Genomic DNA, 15,177 nt, shown 5'->3' with positions numbered 1-15,177 from the left:
TTCTAATCAAAACCTTAAACATCTAGTTGCTTCACATCTTTAGCATGCGCTTGGATAAAGGCTCTTCTAGGCTCTACTTCATCGCCCATGCAAAGCGAAAAGATCGCATCGGTTTTTTCCAAATCTTCAATTTTAAGTTTGATGAGACTGCGGTTTTCTTTATGCATGGTCGTTTCCCATAAATCATTAGGGTTCATCTCGCCTAGCCCCTTATAACGCTGGATATTCGCTCCCTTTTTAGCGTGATTTTCCACTTCTTCTAAAAACGCCAAAATATCCTTATTTTCCAAGAAATCTAAATTATATTCCATAAGCTTTTGGTAAGTGTAATTCGCTTCTTCAAACAACACTTCTTTAAAGAGGTTGTCATCTAAATTAAATTCCACCAAACCCTTAGGGGTTTGCGCGTGCAAATGCAAGCTTTCTTCAGTAACAAAAGAGCGTAAGATCTGATAATTCAAGCCCTCTAATTTTTCCAAAATGCTTTTTTCTAAAACTTTCATATCAAGGCTTAAGGCGTCCTTAGTTTCAATCAAAAAGCGTAAAATTTCTAGCAAGTTGTAGCGTTTTTCTAATTCCAAAAGCGCATAGCGGTAATGGCGCGCCACTTTTAACAAATTCATCAAATCGTTCTTGCCAATCCCTTCAATATCCACCGAATTGATGCCATGCTCAATTAAAAAATGATCCAAAGCGACGCTGTCTTTAAGATAAATTTCTGTCTTGCCCTTCTTGTATTTGTAAAGAGGGGCTTGAGCGATATAAACATGCCCTTGTTCAATCAGTGGGCGTAAATAACGATAGAAAAAAGTCATCAGCAAGGTTTGGATATGGCTCCCATCCACATCAGCATCGGTCATGATAATGATTTTATGATAGCGCAATCTTTCTATATCAAAACTCTCTTGAATGCCGCACCCAAAAGCCGTGATCATGTTTTTAATTTCTTCTGATTTTAGGATCTTTGACAAATGGCTTTTTTCCACATTTAAAATCTTACCCTTTAAGGGCAAGATCGCTTGGAAAACCCTATCGCGCCCTTGTTTAGCGCTCCCGCCCGCGCTATCGCCCTCCACTAAAAAGATTTCACTCTCTAAAGGGTCTTTGCTCTGGCAATCGGCTAATTTTCCAGGCAAAGTGCCGACACTCAAATTATCTTTTTTCCTTGTAAGCTCTCTGGCTTTCTTGCTGGCTTCTCTGACTTTTGCGGCTAGTAGGGCTTTATTGGCAATGATTTTGGCTTCGTTAGGGTTTTCTTCTAAAAACTGATGGATTTTATCATAGACTAATTTTGAAACCAACGCGCGCGCATACGAACTGCCGAGTTTGGATTTAGTCTGCCCTTCAAACAAAGGCTCGCTCATTTTCAAGCTCACAACAGCGATCAAACCCTCTTTAATGTCTTCAGAAATGGGGCGCGACTCTTTAGTTTTAATATTATTGTCAATGTATTGTAAAATCGCTTTAGACAAGCCCATTTTAAAGCCCGCCTCATGCGTGCCGCCCTCAGAAGTTTTAATGTTATTCACAAAGCTTAAAGTGTTTTCATTGTAATCATCAGCATACGCTAAAGCGACCTCTATAGAAGTGCGCGTTTCTTCATCCATGCTTTTAAACGAAATAATGGGGGTGAGCAATTCTTTTTTAGCGCTGTCTTTAACGAATTGTTTCAAGCCGTCTTTATAGAAATAAGTCTCTTGCAGTTGGGTTTTTTCTTCTTTGAAAGAAATTTTTAAGCCGTCGTTAAGATACGCCATTTCTTTGAAGCGCTTTTGCAAAATACCCGCTTGAAATTCAACGACTTCCATCACGCTTTCATCAGGGAAAAATTCAATAGTCGTGCCGCTTTCTTTAGCGCTTTTGGTTTTGCCAATGACTTCAAGCTCGCTAATGGGGATACCCTTTTCAAACTCTTGGCGGTAGATTTGACCCTCTTTTTTAATGGTCATAATCAAGCGCTTGCTCAAAGCGTTCACAACCGAAACGCCCACGCCATGCAAACCGCCTGAAACTTTATAAGTATCATTATCAAACTTGCCCCCCGCATGCAAAATCGTTAAAACCACGGTGCAAGCGGGGATTTTTTCCGTGGGGTGGATATCTACAGGAATGCCTCGCCCGTTATCTTCTACGATGCATGAACCCTCATCAGTCAAAGTGATATTAATTGTATCGCAAAAACCCGCCATGCTCTCATCTACAGCGTTATCCACGACTTCATACACCATGTGGTGCAACCCACCCACATTGGTATCGCCAATATACATTCCAGGGCGTTTCCTAACCCCCTCTAAGCCTTTTAAAACCTTAATACTATGGCTCTGGTAATTTTGCATTCAATCAAGCCTTTATAATGTGATTGGCATCATCAAAGTGGAAATTTTAGCATTCAAGTGGCTTTGCTTTTCATCAAGGGGTTCTTGGATCAAAAAAGGCGAAGAAGGCTCATTGCATTTTAAAACAAATTGCGTTGTCCCTAAAGCGTTTAAGGCTTCAAGGAAAAATTTAGCGTTCACGCCCAAATGAAAGGCTTTTTCAATATCCAAACCTTTTTCAATCTCAACAGAGGTTTTAGCGGTTTCGCTATGCTCAGAATCCAAAGATTCAAACAAAGCGTTGTTTTTTTCTAAAGTGAGTTTAATGGTGGAGCTTAAAGAACTGCATAACTTAATGCTCTCTTTAAATTCTTCCTTGCCTAAAGTGAAAGAAGAAATATATTCTTTAGGGAGGATTTTTTGATAATCAGGGTAATTCCCATCAATGAGCTTGGTGAAAAAAGTGTGTGTTTCGTTTTCAACCACCGCTAACATGCCGTCGCTTTTAAAACTGAAATTTTCATAAAAAAGCTTAAGGATTTCTAATAAAGCTCTTTTAGGCAAAATGCAAGAGATGTCTTCTTCGATGGAATGGATAGAGATTTTTTCTAACTGCGTGTAAGAAAGCCGTTTGGTATCCGTGCCTACCACTGAAAGGGTTTGGTGTTTTTGATCAAATTGCATTAAAATACCGGCTAATTCCCTTTTATGGCTAGTTTGCTCAATCACAGGAGCGATCTTTTTAAACGCATCTATTAAAAAGGGGGCATTGACTTCCAAACTCACTTTGGGATCAATAACAGGGAATTCAGGGAACTCATCAGCGTCAAACATGGGGAGTTTAAAAGAGCTTTTATTTTGTTTGATCACCAAGCTGTCATCTTTAGTCTCTAAAATAATGTTAGAGTCTTTTAAACATGAAATAATGTCTAAAAACTTTTTCCCGTTGATCGTGCCTACGCCCTCTTTATCGCTAGATTGCGTAAAAATATAGCTTTTTAACCCAATATCGGAATCGCTGGCTTTCAAAAAAAGCTTTTCTTTAATGACTTCTAAATGGATGTGTGAAGCGATAGAAGAAGCGTCCTTTTTATCCAAAAAAGCTTGCAGGTAGCGCAAAGCATTCTCTAAATCGTTTTTACTAACACTGATTTTCATAATTGAATAATCCCCTTGAATTTTTAGTCTTATTATAGCATAAAAGAACGCTTTTTTAAGGGTTCAAGCGTATTCCTACCCCTATACGATTGGAAAAAACATCGTATTCATACAAGCCATCGCCATAGCCATTAAACCATTGTGCATAAATCCCCACAAAAGGGTTAATGCGATAGGTATAGCCTAAGCGGAAAGCTCCATGCCAGCGATCATAACGCCAGTATTGCGTGAAAATATCATAAAGTTGCAATTCAAAATGATGGCGCCCTCTCCTGTAATCAATTTTAGCGTTACCATACCCCATGTAATCAATCAAATTAGGGTTGGATTGATCATAAGGGACATAGGGCCAATAAGCGACCATGATTTTCAAGCCTCCCTTTTCCCACACCAAACGAAACACAGGGCGTTGCCCCGCGCTCACCGAACGACACCCCCCCCAACGCACATCTTTTTGTCCGTTATAATCTTTAACGATTACAGGTTGTCCTGGAAACTGGTTTTCAGGATTGCCTTCTTTATTAAAAGGTTGGTAACATTGCGCGCCCCCCACGCCATTAGAAATGTGCTGCCAACCTATCCAAATCTCAGAAAATTTCCCTATCTTACCCCCAAAAGGTTCAAAATTGATAGGATAAACATAAATGAGTTCAGGCATGAAATTGATCATTCGCATGGGAGCGGATTGGGGGTCATTGTAAATTTGAAACCAGTTAGTTTGGGTGTAAGCCAGATAAAGCGTGCCTTTAGTCCAAAGAATATGCCTAAATACAGGCACTCTAAAACTAATCTGGAACTTAAACTCATTGCGTTGATAGGGGTTGATATTGGGGTGGTACCATTGAAAAATGGGGGTGAAACTATGATAAAAAGGCAGAAAATAAGTGCCCAGATAATCCATCATGTTTAAATATTTTTTAGCAAAATCCACCCAAGAATGTTCTTTGGGGGCTTTTTGTGGAGGGAGATACCAAGCATTAGACAAATCGTTTTGCGTTTTAATGATGTGCAAATCCTGTTTGCGCAAATAGTAGTTATAATCCACCTTAAAATTATCTTGTGAAAATTTTTTGCCTTCTAACTGACAAACTACAAAAATCATAAAGAGCAAAATGCTTTTCATCAAGCATCCTTATTTCACTTAAATTGCAAGATGAAAATCGCTAAAATCACTACAGGCGCGATAAAACGAACGCTAAAATGCCACGCTTTAAAAGCGTTTGTATTAAAGAAATGCTTCGTGGCTAAAAAAGAGCGCTTTTTATTTAAAATCCATCCTACAAACAAGACTGAAAACAAGCCTCCCAAAGGCATTAAAAATGAAGAAGTGATGAAATCCAGCCACCCAAACACGCTCTTATGAGCAAAACTCAAAAACTTAGCGTATCGTTCATTCATAGAAAGAATGACTAAAACGCCTAAAACATACACAACAATCCCTATCCATAGCGATGCTTGAGTGCGCGAAAAATTAAAACGATTGATTAAATAAAGCGCTAAAGGCTCTATCAAAGAAACCGTAGAAGTGATCCCGGCAAAAACAAGCGCCATAAAGAAAAAAAGCGAAACAATCTGCCCGCTTGTTCCCATTTTAGCGAAAGTCAAAGGTAAGGAAATAAAAACAAGCCCTGGCCCTTGAGAAACATCTGCATGGTATTCAAACACAAAGGTAAAAATCATCACCCCGGCAATCAAAGAGATTAAAATACCGGGCAAGACAATCAATAAAGAGCTTTTGAACAGATTTTCTTTTTTGGGCGTGAAAGCTGAATAAGTAATGATCGTGCCTACCCCCAAACTCAAAGAAAAAAACATCTGCCCTAAAGCGTCCATAACAACCTTAAAATCAATCTTTTGAATCTCAAAATTAAATAAAAAGTGCAAAGCTTTAGGCATGCTTTCTAAAGTCATCGCATAGATTAAAAGCCCTATGAAAATCACAAACAATAAGGGCATAAGCACGACATTTAATTTTTCAATCCCTTCTTCAATCCCCCTAGAAACAAACCATATTGTCGGCAATAAGCATGCGCTAAAGCCAATAACAGGCCAGATTAAACTGCCATTTTGGAGCATGCTAAATTGCATTTTGGCTTGCTCTAAATCTTTAGGCAAATCAAAAGTTACTACAAAAAGATAGTAAAGCACCCAGCCTAACACCACCGCATAAAAGGATAAAATGAGAGGGCCGCCTAAAATAAAAAAAGAAGTGAAAGGGTAATATTTTTTCCTTTTAGGATCTAAGATTTGATAATTAGAAACAACATCTTTTTTACCCAAATTCCCAATCAGCATTTCCACTAAAAGCATAGCAATGCCTAAACTCAAGGTTAGCACCAGATATAAAAGCACAAACGCGCTCCCCCCATTATGGCCTACCATATAAGGAAAGCGCCAAATATGCCCTAAACCGATAGAGCTACCCAAAGTGGCTAAAATAAAGCCTAATTTAGAAAATTTTCCCATGCCAAATATTTTAATAAATCTTGCTCAACCAAATAGAAAACACAATTAAAGGGGTGATATATTTAAGCAAGAAATACCAAGTTGCAAACAATTTAGGGCCTAAAAAGTGCGTGCTCAAAAGACGCAATTTTTCTTTTTTCAAAACCCAACCCATAAAAATAAAGGTTGCCATCCCGCCTAAAGGCATGATAATGGTGCTTGAGGCAAAATCCAACCAATCAAAAAGACTTTTTTCAAAGAAAGTGAGATAATCTTTATAATCCTTATGGAGCGAGAAAATCAACACCACGCCTACGATAAAAATCAACGCTACAAGACCCCAAGTAACCTTAAAACGAGAGTATTGATACTTTTCGGTAAGATACATCACGCTTGGCTCTAATAAAGCCACCGTAGAAGTGATGCCAGCAAAAGCGAGCGCGAGCAAGAAAAGAATTGAAACAAGAACGCCTATCGCTCCCATTTGGCCAAAAACCACCGGTAAAGAAGTGAAAATTAACCCTGTGCCTTGTGAGACATTCGCCCCATATTCAAACACAAAAGTGAAAATCATAAGCCCTGCCACAAGAGAAATTAAAATCCCTGATAAAACCACCCAAATAGTGCTTTTAAGCAAATTCTGCGTTTTATCCGTAACGGCAGCATAAGTGATATTGATCCCTAAACCGATGCTTAAAGAAAAGAAAACCTGCCCCAAGGAATAAGTGAATACCTGAGAAGTCAAATCTTTTGGCTTGAAATCAAACATGAAATGGAAAGCTTTAGAAAAAGAATCCATGCTCATCGCATAAAAAAGCAAACCAAAAAAAGTGGCAAAGAGTAAGGGCATTAAAACCAAATTGAGTTTTTCAATCCCTTCTTTAATCCCTCTAGAAACAATCCATCCGGTTATGAATAAAACGCTAAAAAGCCCTATGGATTGTAACCTAATGGATTGCAAGGTATCATTAAAGATTTGTTCAGATTCTTGGATACTGTTAGGCAAATTAAAACTAATACTCACTAAATAATAAAGCACCCAACCTAAAATCGTGCCATAAAAAGTCAGTATCAAAGGCCCAGAAATAAGCAAAAGCCCTGCGTATTTCCAGCGTTTTTTAGGATTAATGTCAAGCTCTTTAAAAGCTTCTGTTACATTTTTTTGCGTGCTTTGCCCGAGTAACATTTCAGCGATAAACATCGCCGCGCCAACGCTTAAGGATAAAAATAAAAACAATAAAACAAAAGCACCCCCACCGCTCACCCCAGTCATATAGGGGAAGCGCCAGATATGCCCTAAACCTATCGCGCTCCCTAAGGCCGCTAAAACAAATCCTAATTTAGAAAAATGATTACCCATATCCTAACTACCAAACTCCTTGTCAATGATTAAAATTAAGGAGCTATGTCCTTAATCGCCCAACTATTGCTGTATTAGTTTTTTAAAATCTTTAGAGGTCTTAAGATTTAAGAAAAAACCCACTTTAAAAATACCTAAAAAATATAGAGCAACGCCCTTGGATTATACTATAGTTAAGTTACATATTGTATAATTTTAAGAAAAATTCATTATTTAAGTAAGGGGAATTAATGCGCTGTAGGGTATATTACGAAGATACCGACTCTGAAGGCGTGGTCTATCATGCGAATTATTTGAAATATTGCGAAAGGGCTAGGAGCGAGTTTTTTTTTAAACAAAATGTCTTGCCCGAAAATGAAGAAGGCGTGTTTGTCATCCGCTCTATCAAAGCGGATTTTTTCACCCCTGCGAGTTTGGGACAAGTCTTAGAGATAAGAACGCAAATTAAAGAATTAAGAAAGGTTTTTGTGGTGCTTTTTCAAGAAATTTATTGCATCCAAAACGCTTCTTTAGAGCCTATGAAGCCTTTCAAAGTCTTTGCTTCAGAAATCAAGTTTGGCTTTGTCAATCGCTCTACATACAGCCCTATTGCCATTCCTAAATTATTTAAGGAGCTGTTCAATGCCGTCTGATTTAGAAAAACCCACCATTATTTACCCTTGCCTTTGGGATTATAGGGTGATTATGACCACTAAAGATACAAGCGTGTTAAAAGAGCTTTTAGAAACCTACCAACGCCCCTTTAAATTGGAATTCAAAAACACTTCTAAAAACGCTAAATTTTATAGTTTTAATGTTTCTATGGAAGTTTCAAACGAAGAAGAACGGAACGAGATTTTTCAAAAAATTTCACAATTAGAGGTTGTGGCACATGCACTTTAATCTTTTAAAACAAACGCCTTAAATTTTTCACCCCTTTCTTTATACGAAGAGAATTGATCCAAACTGGCTGCGCTGGGTGAAAGCAAAGCGATTTCATTTTGCAATAAAACGCTTTTAATTTTTTGAACCGCTTTTTCTAACTCCAAACAAACCTGACAAGAAACATTAAATTCTAACGCTAAGGCTTGGACGATAGAAGCGCTTGATCCTATGGCATAAAGGCTTACTTCATAATGTTTAAATTCTTCAAAAAGGGGGGTTAAATTGACCCCTTTAATATCGCCCCCTATAATCAAATGGATTTTTTGGTTTTTAAAGGTTTTTAGGGCTTGTAAGGTGGCATCAATATTCGTGGCCTTGCTGTCATCTACCCACAAACGCCCTTCTTTATCCTTAAATTCTTCCATTTTATGCGATCCGATTTTAAAAGCGTTCAGTCTTTTAAGGGCGTTTTCTCTATAGTCTTGCCATTTTAAATTCTTTATTTTTAAAAATTGCTCATAAACTAAAAGGGCTAAAGTAGCGTCTAATAAAAACGCTCCCTTAAAAAAAAGGGCGTTGGAAGGGATTTCTAAACGCTCTAAAACCTCTTCGCTTTTGTCAAAAAAGATTTTTTGCGCTTGCGAGTTTTGAACGCTTGAATGTTCTTTGAATTTTAAAGGGAGGATAGCGAGCGAAGTTTTAGGCATCAACGATAAAACCTTGAGTTTAGCGTTCAAATAATTTTCAAAATTGCAATGCCAAGTCAAATGATCAGCTTCTACATTGATGAGCAAGTAGATTAAAGGGTAAGCCTTATTGGTGTAATGCAAAGAAAAGGAGCTTGTTTCTAACACCCACAAGGGCGATCGTTTTTCAAACAATTCAATCAAAGGCGTGCCGATATTCCCCCCACTCACAGCCTTAAAATCTTCTAAAAGCGCGGTGAGCATTTCTGTCGTGGTGGTTTTACCATTAGTGCCGCTAATGCTTATCATCGTAGGCGTGAAAGAATGATCAAACAAGCTATCAATATAATCGTACTCGCTCACTAAATGCTTGGCTTTTATGACTAAAGGGTGCGTGAAGCTAATGCCAGGGCTGACTATCTCTAGTTGGGAATCATTGGGGTTAAAATCCTTACTGGGATAGCAAAGAAAACCCTCGCTATCCTTATGAAATGAATGGAATTTATCGTCAAAAAATTTGACTTCGTTATGGTTTTTTTTAAAAAAACGCCCCAAAGCTAGAGTGGTTTTGCCATGCCCCAATAAAGAAATTTTCATTTTAACGCACCTTCAAGCTTAAAAGAGCGACTAAATTACTCAGCATGGAAATGATCCAAAAACGCACGATCACCTTATTTTCTGCCCAGCCCTTTTGCTCAAAATGATGATGGATGGGCGCCATTAAAAAAAGGCGTTTTTTACGGGTTTTATAACTCCCTACTTGCAAGATCACCGACAGAGTTTCTACCACAAAAATAGACCCCATTAAAACGAGTAAGATTTCATTATGCGAAACAATAGCGTTATAAGCGATAAACCCTCCTATTGCCAAACTCCCGCTATCGCCCATAAACACGCTCGCCGGGTTGCAGTTATACCACAAAAAGCCAAAGAGCGATCCCACTAACGCTAACGAAATCACAAACAATTCCCCCACATCTATGACTTTAGGATAAAGCAAGTATTTAGAAAATTCCGCATTCCCTGCCACATACACAAAGATAGAAAGGCTTAAGAGGGTGAAAATGCTAGGCACGCTCGCTAAGCCGTCTAAGCCGTCGGTTAAATTCACCGCATTGCTCGTGGATAAAAAAACCAACACCCAAAAACCAACCGCTAACATCGTGGGCATTTCAAACAAAGGGTTTTTCAAAAAAGGTGCGTATAAAAAAGTGTCTAACCCCTTAAGGCTCAACAAAACAGACACCACAAGCGAAAGGATAAAAAGCATGCCAAATTTCATTTTCGCGCTCATACCGGCGTTATTTTGTTGGTTGATTTTAGTGTAATCGTCTCTAAAACCCACAAAACTAAAGCCCACTAACACGATTATCCCTAACAACACATAAAGATTGCCCAAAGACGCGCACAACACGCTCGCAACAATGGTTGCAAAAACAAACACAATCCCCCCCATTGTAGGGGTATCCTTTTTATTCTGGTGGCTTGGCACAAAGCTTGAAATGGGTTGGTTAGCCTTTTTAGCCTTGGCCCATAGAATGAATTTAGGCATTAAAAAAAGCGTGAGAAAAAAAGCTATGAAAAACCCTAACCCTGCTCTAAAGGTCAAATACTGGAAAAGATTGATATTGAAATAGCCATATAGTAAAGAATAGAGCATAAAATCCCCTAAAATCGCCATGCTTGAAATTAGAAAAAAGAAAATTGTAGCGCAAATTGATTTACTTAAAAATAGTATAATTATAGTTTCAATTTTAATTTTTAAGGGTCTTTTATGGAGCGTTCGCTTATTTTTAAAAAAGTTAGAATTTATTCTAAAATGTTAGTGGCTTTAGGGCTTTCAAGCGTGTTGATCGGTTGTGCGATGAATCCAAGCGCTGAGACAAAAACACCAAATAACGCCAAAAACCAACAACCAGTTCAAGCTCATGAAAAAATACAAACAAGCTCTGAATATGTTACGCCGCTAGATTTTAATTATCCGATACATATTGTTCAAGCCCCACAAAACCACCATATTGTAGGTATTTTAGTGCCGCGCATTCAAGTGAGCGATAATCTAAAGCCCTATATTGATAAGTTTCAAGACGCTTTAGCCAATCAAATCCAAACTATTTTTGAAAAAAGAGGCTATCAAGTGTTGCGTTTTCAAGATGAAAAAGCTTTGAATGCGCAAGATAAGAGAAAGATTTTTTGCGTTTTGGATTTGAAAGGGTGGGTAGGGATCTTAGAAGATTTGAAAATGAATTTAAAAGATCCCAATAGTCCTAATTTAGACGCGCTAGTGGATCAAAGCTCAGGCTCTGTATGGTTCAATTTTTATGAGCCAGAAAGCAATCGTGTCGTCCATGATTTTGCTGTGGAAGTAGGAACTTTTCAGGCAATGACCTATACTTACAAACACAGTAATTCTGGAGAGTTTGATTCTTCAAACAGCATTATCCATGAAGATTTGGAAAAGAATAAAGAAGACGCGATACATAAGATCTTAAACAGAATGTATGCGGTTGTCATGAGAAAAGCTGTAACAGAACTTACAGAAGAAAATATCGCCAAATACAGAGACGCTATTGATAGAATGAAAGGCTTTAAAAGTTCTATGCCTCAAAAAAAGTAGTTCTTAAACGAACCATTTAAAAATTAGCCTTAAAATCAGCCTTTTTAAAGGCTAATTTAGGTATAGTGTCAAATTCATTTCAATATTTAAGGATACACAATGGCAAAAAGATGCGCTTTAACTTTTAAAGGGCCTATGATAGGCAATCATGTCAGTCATGCGAACAACAAAAATAAACGCCGCTTACTCCCTAACTTGCGATCGATTAAGATCCAATTAGACGACGGCACGACTAAACGCATTAAGGTGGCTGCTTCCACTTTAAGAACCATGCGTAAAGGGGCTTAGTTTTTAGAATTTCTGTCCGTTTTGATTGTAGGGGTGGTTTTGGTGTTTTTGATAACCTTTTTAAAACTCCCCTTAAAACTAAACTTCTTTTTGAGATTAAAGCACGGCCTAGACTAGGTTTAGCGTTTTAATTAAATTTAGAGGCAAACGCTTTCAAAAGAATTTATTTTGATCTAGGAATTGGTTTTGTTTGAAAAGTTGAAATTTTTTAAAATCAAAAAAGACGATGAAAATCAGCCAGAAGTCAATTTAAATTCTGAAATCTATGAGCAATTTAAGGTCTTTAGACTCCCGCTTATTTTAATTCAATTGCTTGTGCTTTTAGGCACTCTGGGATACTTTGCCCTAGAAAATTATAGCCTTATGCAAGCTTTCTTTCAAACGACTTACACCATGACAGCTACAGGGTTTGGCGCTTTAAATGAAAGCCAGTTCGGGCCTATAAGTATTTTTTTAACTTCCATTTTAATGTTTTTTGGGGCAGGAATTATTGCCTTTAGCGTGGCTATTTTAGTTAGCGTGGTCAATAAAGGCACGCTTACCAGATTGATTAAGGAGAAAGGTATGATTTATAAAATCGCGCGCCTTAAGGATCATTATGTCATTTGTTACCACAATGAATACACCATTGAATTGAGCAAGCAGTTCCGCTCCGCTCAAATCCCTTTTGTGGTCGTGGATAATGACCCTAGTTTTGAAGAAGAAGCCATTAAACACAAATACCCCTACTATATCATAGGCGATCCGCACACCAATTTAGCCATGCTAAAAACCCACTTAAGCAGCGCTAGGGGTGTTGTGGCTTTGTCTAAGATTTTACCGGTGAATGTGGCGTTAATGGTGAGCGTGCGTTTGTTTGAAAAGGAATTAAAGCGCAAACCTTACTACATTATTGCGAGCGCGCATAGCGATGAAGGCTTAGAAAAATTAAAAAAATTAGGGGCTGATATGGTGGTTTCCCCTACAAAACTCATGGCGCAGAGAGTGAGCGCTATGGCGGTGCGTCCGGATATGGAAAATATCTTAGAGCGCTTTATCAATAAAAAAGACACGCTTTTAGATTTAGAGGAAGTGATTGTCCCTAAAACCAGCTGGCTTGTGTTAAGGAAATTAAAAGAAGCCCATTTTAGAGAGATCGCTAAAGCCTTTGTGATTGGCATCACTCAAAAAGATGGCAAATACATCCCCATGCCTGACGGGGAAACGATCATTGCAAGCGAATCCAAGCTATTAATGGTTGGCACTTCAGAAGGCGTTGCGACCTGCAAGCAACTCATCGCTAACCATCAAAGACCCAAAGAAGTGGATTACATTTCATTGTGATTGATACAGCCTTTTTATAAAATAAAAAAAGCTTGGCTCTCATCAAATACGGGTAATAAAATCTAAAAAATGCTAAAAACATTTTTTACAATCAATAGTAAAGGGCTTGAATTTAGTCAAAAAGGTTTTAATTATCCATGCTTGATGAGAACAGAGCCAAGATGTGAAGCACCCAAACGCTAAAGCGATTGGGCTTCCTAGGCTGATGTTGGGGGAGAGTTTGGTTCTCACTCTGTGTCCCTAATCATAGGGATTTTACAGAGTTTGAGCTCCAACGCATTCCCTACAGGTCTCACGCATCATATCTATAAAGGCGTAACTTTGCACACTTCCTACGCTAGATACAAATGTATGGGGGTATTATACTACAAATTAGTGGCATTCATCCCAAACACTAAAGATATTTGTGATTTCTGCTTGGGTGGTTTAAATCCCTCTTTGTTGAAAGGATTTTTAAACCATGTTTTAATTTGTTCTGTGATTTGCTTATCATGCTCATTCTCTTTGCGTTTTTGAAGCGTTACCCTAAATTTCGCACAAAATAAATCTCCATCAATCTCCCAATCTAAAATTTCACTCTCCTTTCTTGCTTTTTTCTAGCGTGTAATCGCTTAAATCCTTGATCTTTTGCTCCCATCCGCCGTTAATATAGATCATGTTATGAATATAATAAGCGCCCACAAACAAGCCGCTAAATTTCGGCTTCAAGGTTTCTAAAAGTTCGTTAAATGCGGTTTTTTTCGCTTCGGTGATCTCGCTTGTGGCTTGGTTTTTTTCTTGCGTGATATTATCTAAAGCTTGCGTTTTGTTGGTGTTAATTTGATTTGTAGCGCTTTCTCTCGATTCGTTAATGTTAGTTATCGCTTGCGGTTTTGTTTTGCGTGATTTCATTGTTAGCGGTTGTTTTCGCTTGCGTTATCGCTTCAAGGCTTTCGGTTTTGTTGGTGTTAATTTGATTTGTAGCGCTTTCTCTGGCTTGGTTTAAAAAGATTTGATAACTCGTTAAAAGCTTTGTAGCGGTTTCTATCAATTGATTTTCTAGCTTTTTAATTTCGCTTTTAATGTTTTCGGTGTTAGCGTTTAAGACGCTTGTTACTTCTTGCTCGTTAGTCTTCATGCTCGTGTTGAAATCGCTAAAAAAGCCCTCGTATTCTTTCATTTTAGTTTTCAAGCTCTCTCCGGCGTTACTCAGCCATTCAATAGAATTTCTTAAACTGCTATCGATCTCGTTGGCGTTTTTGAAAAAATCCAAACTTAAAAGCACCTCTAAAATCCTAACGATGCCTTTAAGGCTTAATTCCACTTGTTCGGTGAAAAGACTATTAGAATTTAAAGCGTTTTGTAATTGCTTTAAAAGTTCGTTAGTGATTTCTTTCACTTCAGGCTGCTCGGTAATCTCTAAATCGCTATTAGGCAAATTAGGGTAATTTATCATCTTATTCCTTTTTTAATTTTTTGTGGTAGGATTAGGTTCTACGGAGTTTAAAGAATTAAATGCCTTTTCTTTAGTGATTGCTTGCGGAGTAGACCGTAACGCTTGCTTCTCTGTATCATACAATTCATAACTACTTATCACCCAATGATTTTCTAATTTTTCATTTTTCCACTCATTATTTAAGCCTACTCTTTTATTTCCATAATTTACAAACACACGCCCTAAATGATCCGTTCCTTTAGTGCCTTTCTCTAACACTTCAGGGATAGATTTAACGATATTTAGGGCGTATTCTTTGGCTTCTGTTTCGTTTAAGCCTTTCTTCATCTCGTTAGATATTCTACGCTCTAATATATGCACTAATCCATAACCGTTGCTATCTTTAGTCTTTGGCGTTCCCCAAACTAAATCAATATCCCCTAAACCTTCCTTATGAAACGCTCCCGCTACAAAACCTTTTTTAGTTTCTAATAGCTTGTTAATCGCTCCTAATCCATCATTTTTAAACTCGCTATAATTGTGTCCCCATTCGCTAGGCGCTTCAAGTTTTTGTTTTATCCCTTTCTCGCTCTCTTTTTGCATGTCTTTAATAGCTTCTATCAAGCGCTTTAAGGTAGGGTTATTTTCGTTTGGCTCTCTATTGACCATTAAAAGGTAATGCGTGAAATCGTAAATATCAATGTCCT

Annotated in this window: 13 protein-coding genes and 1 pseudogene; 5 read left to right on the top strand and 9 right to left on the bottom strand. The window is 37.9% G+C overall.

The features are described from left to right. Window positions 1–14 precede the first annotated feature (14 nt). From gyrB to H7N67_RS00055, 5 genes are read right to left on the bottom strand one after another with little or no spacing between them, the layout of a single operon-like run. The gene (gene gyrB / locus H7N67_RS00075; protein WP_187938644.1) at window positions 15–2,336 is read right to left on the bottom strand and encodes a DNA topoisomerase (ATP-hydrolyzing) subunit B; all 2,322 of its coding nucleotides are present in this window, start codon (window positions 2,334–2,336) and stop codon (window positions 15–17) included. A gap of 12 nt (window positions 2,337–2,348) precedes the next feature. After that, a complete protein-coding gene (gene dnaN, locus H7N67_RS00070) occupies window positions 2,349–3,473 on the bottom strand; it encodes a DNA polymerase III subunit beta (RefSeq protein WP_187938643.1) in 1,125 nt (374 codons plus the stop codon). Between the two features lie 55 nt (window positions 3,474–3,528). Continuing rightward, entirely contained in the window at window positions 3,529–4,596 is a 1,068-nt protein-coding gene (locus H7N67_RS00065; RefSeq protein ID WP_187938642.1) for a phospholipase A, read from the bottom strand. 14 nt (window positions 4,597–4,610) lie between these two features. Then, complete coding sequence (locus H7N67_RS00060) at window positions 4,611–5,939, bottom strand: sodium-dependent transporter (protein ID WP_187938641.1); 1,329 nt, start codon at window positions 5,937–5,939, stop codon at window positions 4,611–4,613. A 10-nt stretch (window positions 5,940–5,949) separates the two neighbouring features. Then, entirely contained in the window at window positions 5,950–7,278 is a 1,329-nt protein-coding gene (locus tag H7N67_RS00055; RefSeq protein WP_165520152.1) for a sodium-dependent transporter, read from the bottom strand. Window positions 7,279–7,508: 230 nt separating this feature from the next. On the opposite strand from H7N67_RS00055, the gene ybgC reads away from it, so the two are divergent. Together ybgC and H7N67_RS00045 are read left to right on the top strand one after the other, a co-directional pair. Next, window positions 7,509–7,910: an acyl-CoA thioesterase YbgC gene (ybgC, locus tag H7N67_RS00050; RefSeq protein WP_001203796.1), complete on the top strand. Its 402-nt coding sequence runs from the start codon at window positions 7,509–7,511 to the stop codon at window positions 7,908–7,910. Beyond that, window positions 7,900–8,160: an HP0495 family protein gene (locus tag H7N67_RS00045; protein ID WP_001138679.1), complete on the top strand. Its 261-nt coding sequence runs from the start codon at window positions 7,900–7,902 to the stop codon at window positions 8,158–8,160. The genes ybgC and H7N67_RS00045 overlap by 11 nt, the downstream gene beginning before the upstream one ends. Here the strand turns inward: H7N67_RS00045 and murD are convergent. Together murD and mraY are read right to left on the bottom strand one after the other, a co-directional pair. Continuing rightward, window positions 8,157–9,425: a UDP-N-acetylmuramoyl-L-alanine--D-glutamate ligase gene (murD, locus tag H7N67_RS00040; protein ID WP_187938640.1), complete on the bottom strand. Its 1,269-nt coding sequence runs from the start codon at window positions 9,423–9,425 to the stop codon at window positions 8,157–8,159. The genes H7N67_RS00045 and murD overlap by 4 nt on opposite strands. A 1-nt stretch (window position 9,426) precedes the next feature. Beyond that, window positions 9,427–10,488 (bottom strand): phospho-N-acetylmuramoyl-pentapeptide-transferase, encoded by a 1,062-nt coding sequence (gene mraY / locus H7N67_RS00035; RefSeq protein WP_001946464.1) that lies wholly within the window; start codon window positions 10,486–10,488, stop codon window positions 9,427–9,429. Between the two features lie 114 nt (window positions 10,489–10,602). Between mraY and H7N67_RS00030 the strand changes: the two genes are divergently transcribed. The 3 genes from H7N67_RS00030 to H7N67_RS00020 all read left to right on the top strand — a co-directional run bounded on the left by H7N67_RS00030 (window position 10,603) and on the right by H7N67_RS00020 (window position 13,056). Continuing rightward, a complete protein-coding gene (locus tag H7N67_RS00030) occupies window positions 10,603–11,445 on the top strand; it encodes an HpaA family protein (protein ID WP_187938639.1) in 843 nt (280 codons plus the stop codon). Window positions 11,446–11,544: 99 nt separating this feature from the next. Beyond that, complete coding sequence (gene rpmB / locus H7N67_RS00025) at window positions 11,545–11,733, top strand: 50S ribosomal protein L28 (RefSeq protein ID WP_001118998.1); 189 nt, start codon at window positions 11,545–11,547, stop codon at window positions 11,731–11,733. Between the two features lie 186 nt (window positions 11,734–11,919). Further along, complete coding sequence (locus H7N67_RS00020; protein WP_000462009.1) at window positions 11,920–13,056, top strand: potassium channel family protein; 1,137 nt, start codon at window positions 11,920–11,922, stop codon at window positions 13,054–13,056. A 573-nt stretch (window positions 13,057–13,629) separates the two neighbouring features. On the opposite strand, the pseudogene H7N67_RS00010 reads toward H7N67_RS00020, so the two are convergent. Both H7N67_RS00010 and H7N67_RS00005 read right to left on the bottom strand, forming a co-directional pair. Further along, a pseudogene (locus tag H7N67_RS00010) lies at window positions 13,630–14,491 on the bottom strand (ATPase). A gap of 12 nt (window positions 14,492–14,503) precedes the next feature. Continuing rightward, window positions 14,504–15,177, bottom strand: a 674-nt coding sequence (locus H7N67_RS00005) for a putative barnase/colicin E5 family endoribonuclease (protein WP_187938636.1), incomplete at its 5' end; no start/stop codon positions are given.

This window comes from Helicobacter pylori, from assembly GCF_014498195.1.
Lineage (GTDB): Bacteria > Campylobacterota > Campylobacteria > Campylobacterales > Helicobacteraceae > Helicobacter > Helicobacter pylori_DO.
Note: the sequence above shows the minus strand (reverse complement) of the source record. Positions and strands in the feature narration are given on the sequence as shown.

Bases quoted from the DNA above. Each gene is read 5' to 3' on its own strand.
- gyrB (WP_187938644.1), bottom strand. From the start codon at position 2,336: ATGCAAAATTACCAGAGCCATAGTATTAAGGTTTTAAAAGGCTTAGAG.
- dnaN (WP_187938643.1), bottom strand. From the start codon at position 3,473: ATGAAAATCAGTGTTAGTAAAAACGATTTAGAGAATGCTTTGCGCTAC.
- H7N67_RS00065 (WP_187938642.1), bottom strand. From the start codon at position 4,596: ATGAAAAGCATTTTGCTCTTTATGATTTTTGTAGTTTGTCAGTTAGAA.
- H7N67_RS00060 (WP_187938641.1), bottom strand. From the start codon at position 5,939: ATGGGAAAATTTTCTAAATTAGGCTTTATTTTAGCCACTTTGGGTAGC.
- H7N67_RS00055 (WP_165520152.1), bottom strand. From the start codon at position 7,278: ATGGGTAATCATTTTTCTAAATTAGGATTTGTTTTAGCGGCCTTAGGG.
- ybgC (WP_001203796.1), top strand. From the start codon at position 7,509: ATGCGCTGTAGGGTATATTACGAAGATACCGACTCTGAAGGCGTGGTC.
- H7N67_RS00045 (WP_001138679.1), top strand. From the start codon at position 7,900: ATGCCGTCTGATTTAGAAAAACCCACCATTATTTACCCTTGCCTTTGG.
- murD (WP_187938640.1), bottom strand. From the start codon at position 9,425: ATGAAAATTTCTTTATTGGGGCATGGCAAAACCACTCTAGCTTTGGGG.
- mraY (WP_001946464.1), bottom strand. From the start codon at position 10,488: ATGCTCTATTCTTTACTATATGGCTATTTCAATATCAATCTTTTCCAG.
- H7N67_RS00030 (WP_187938639.1), top strand. From the start codon at position 10,603: ATGGAGCGTTCGCTTATTTTTAAAAAAGTTAGAATTTATTCTAAAATG.
- rpmB (WP_001118998.1), top strand. From the start codon at position 11,545: ATGGCAAAAAGATGCGCTTTAACTTTTAAAGGGCCTATGATAGGCAAT.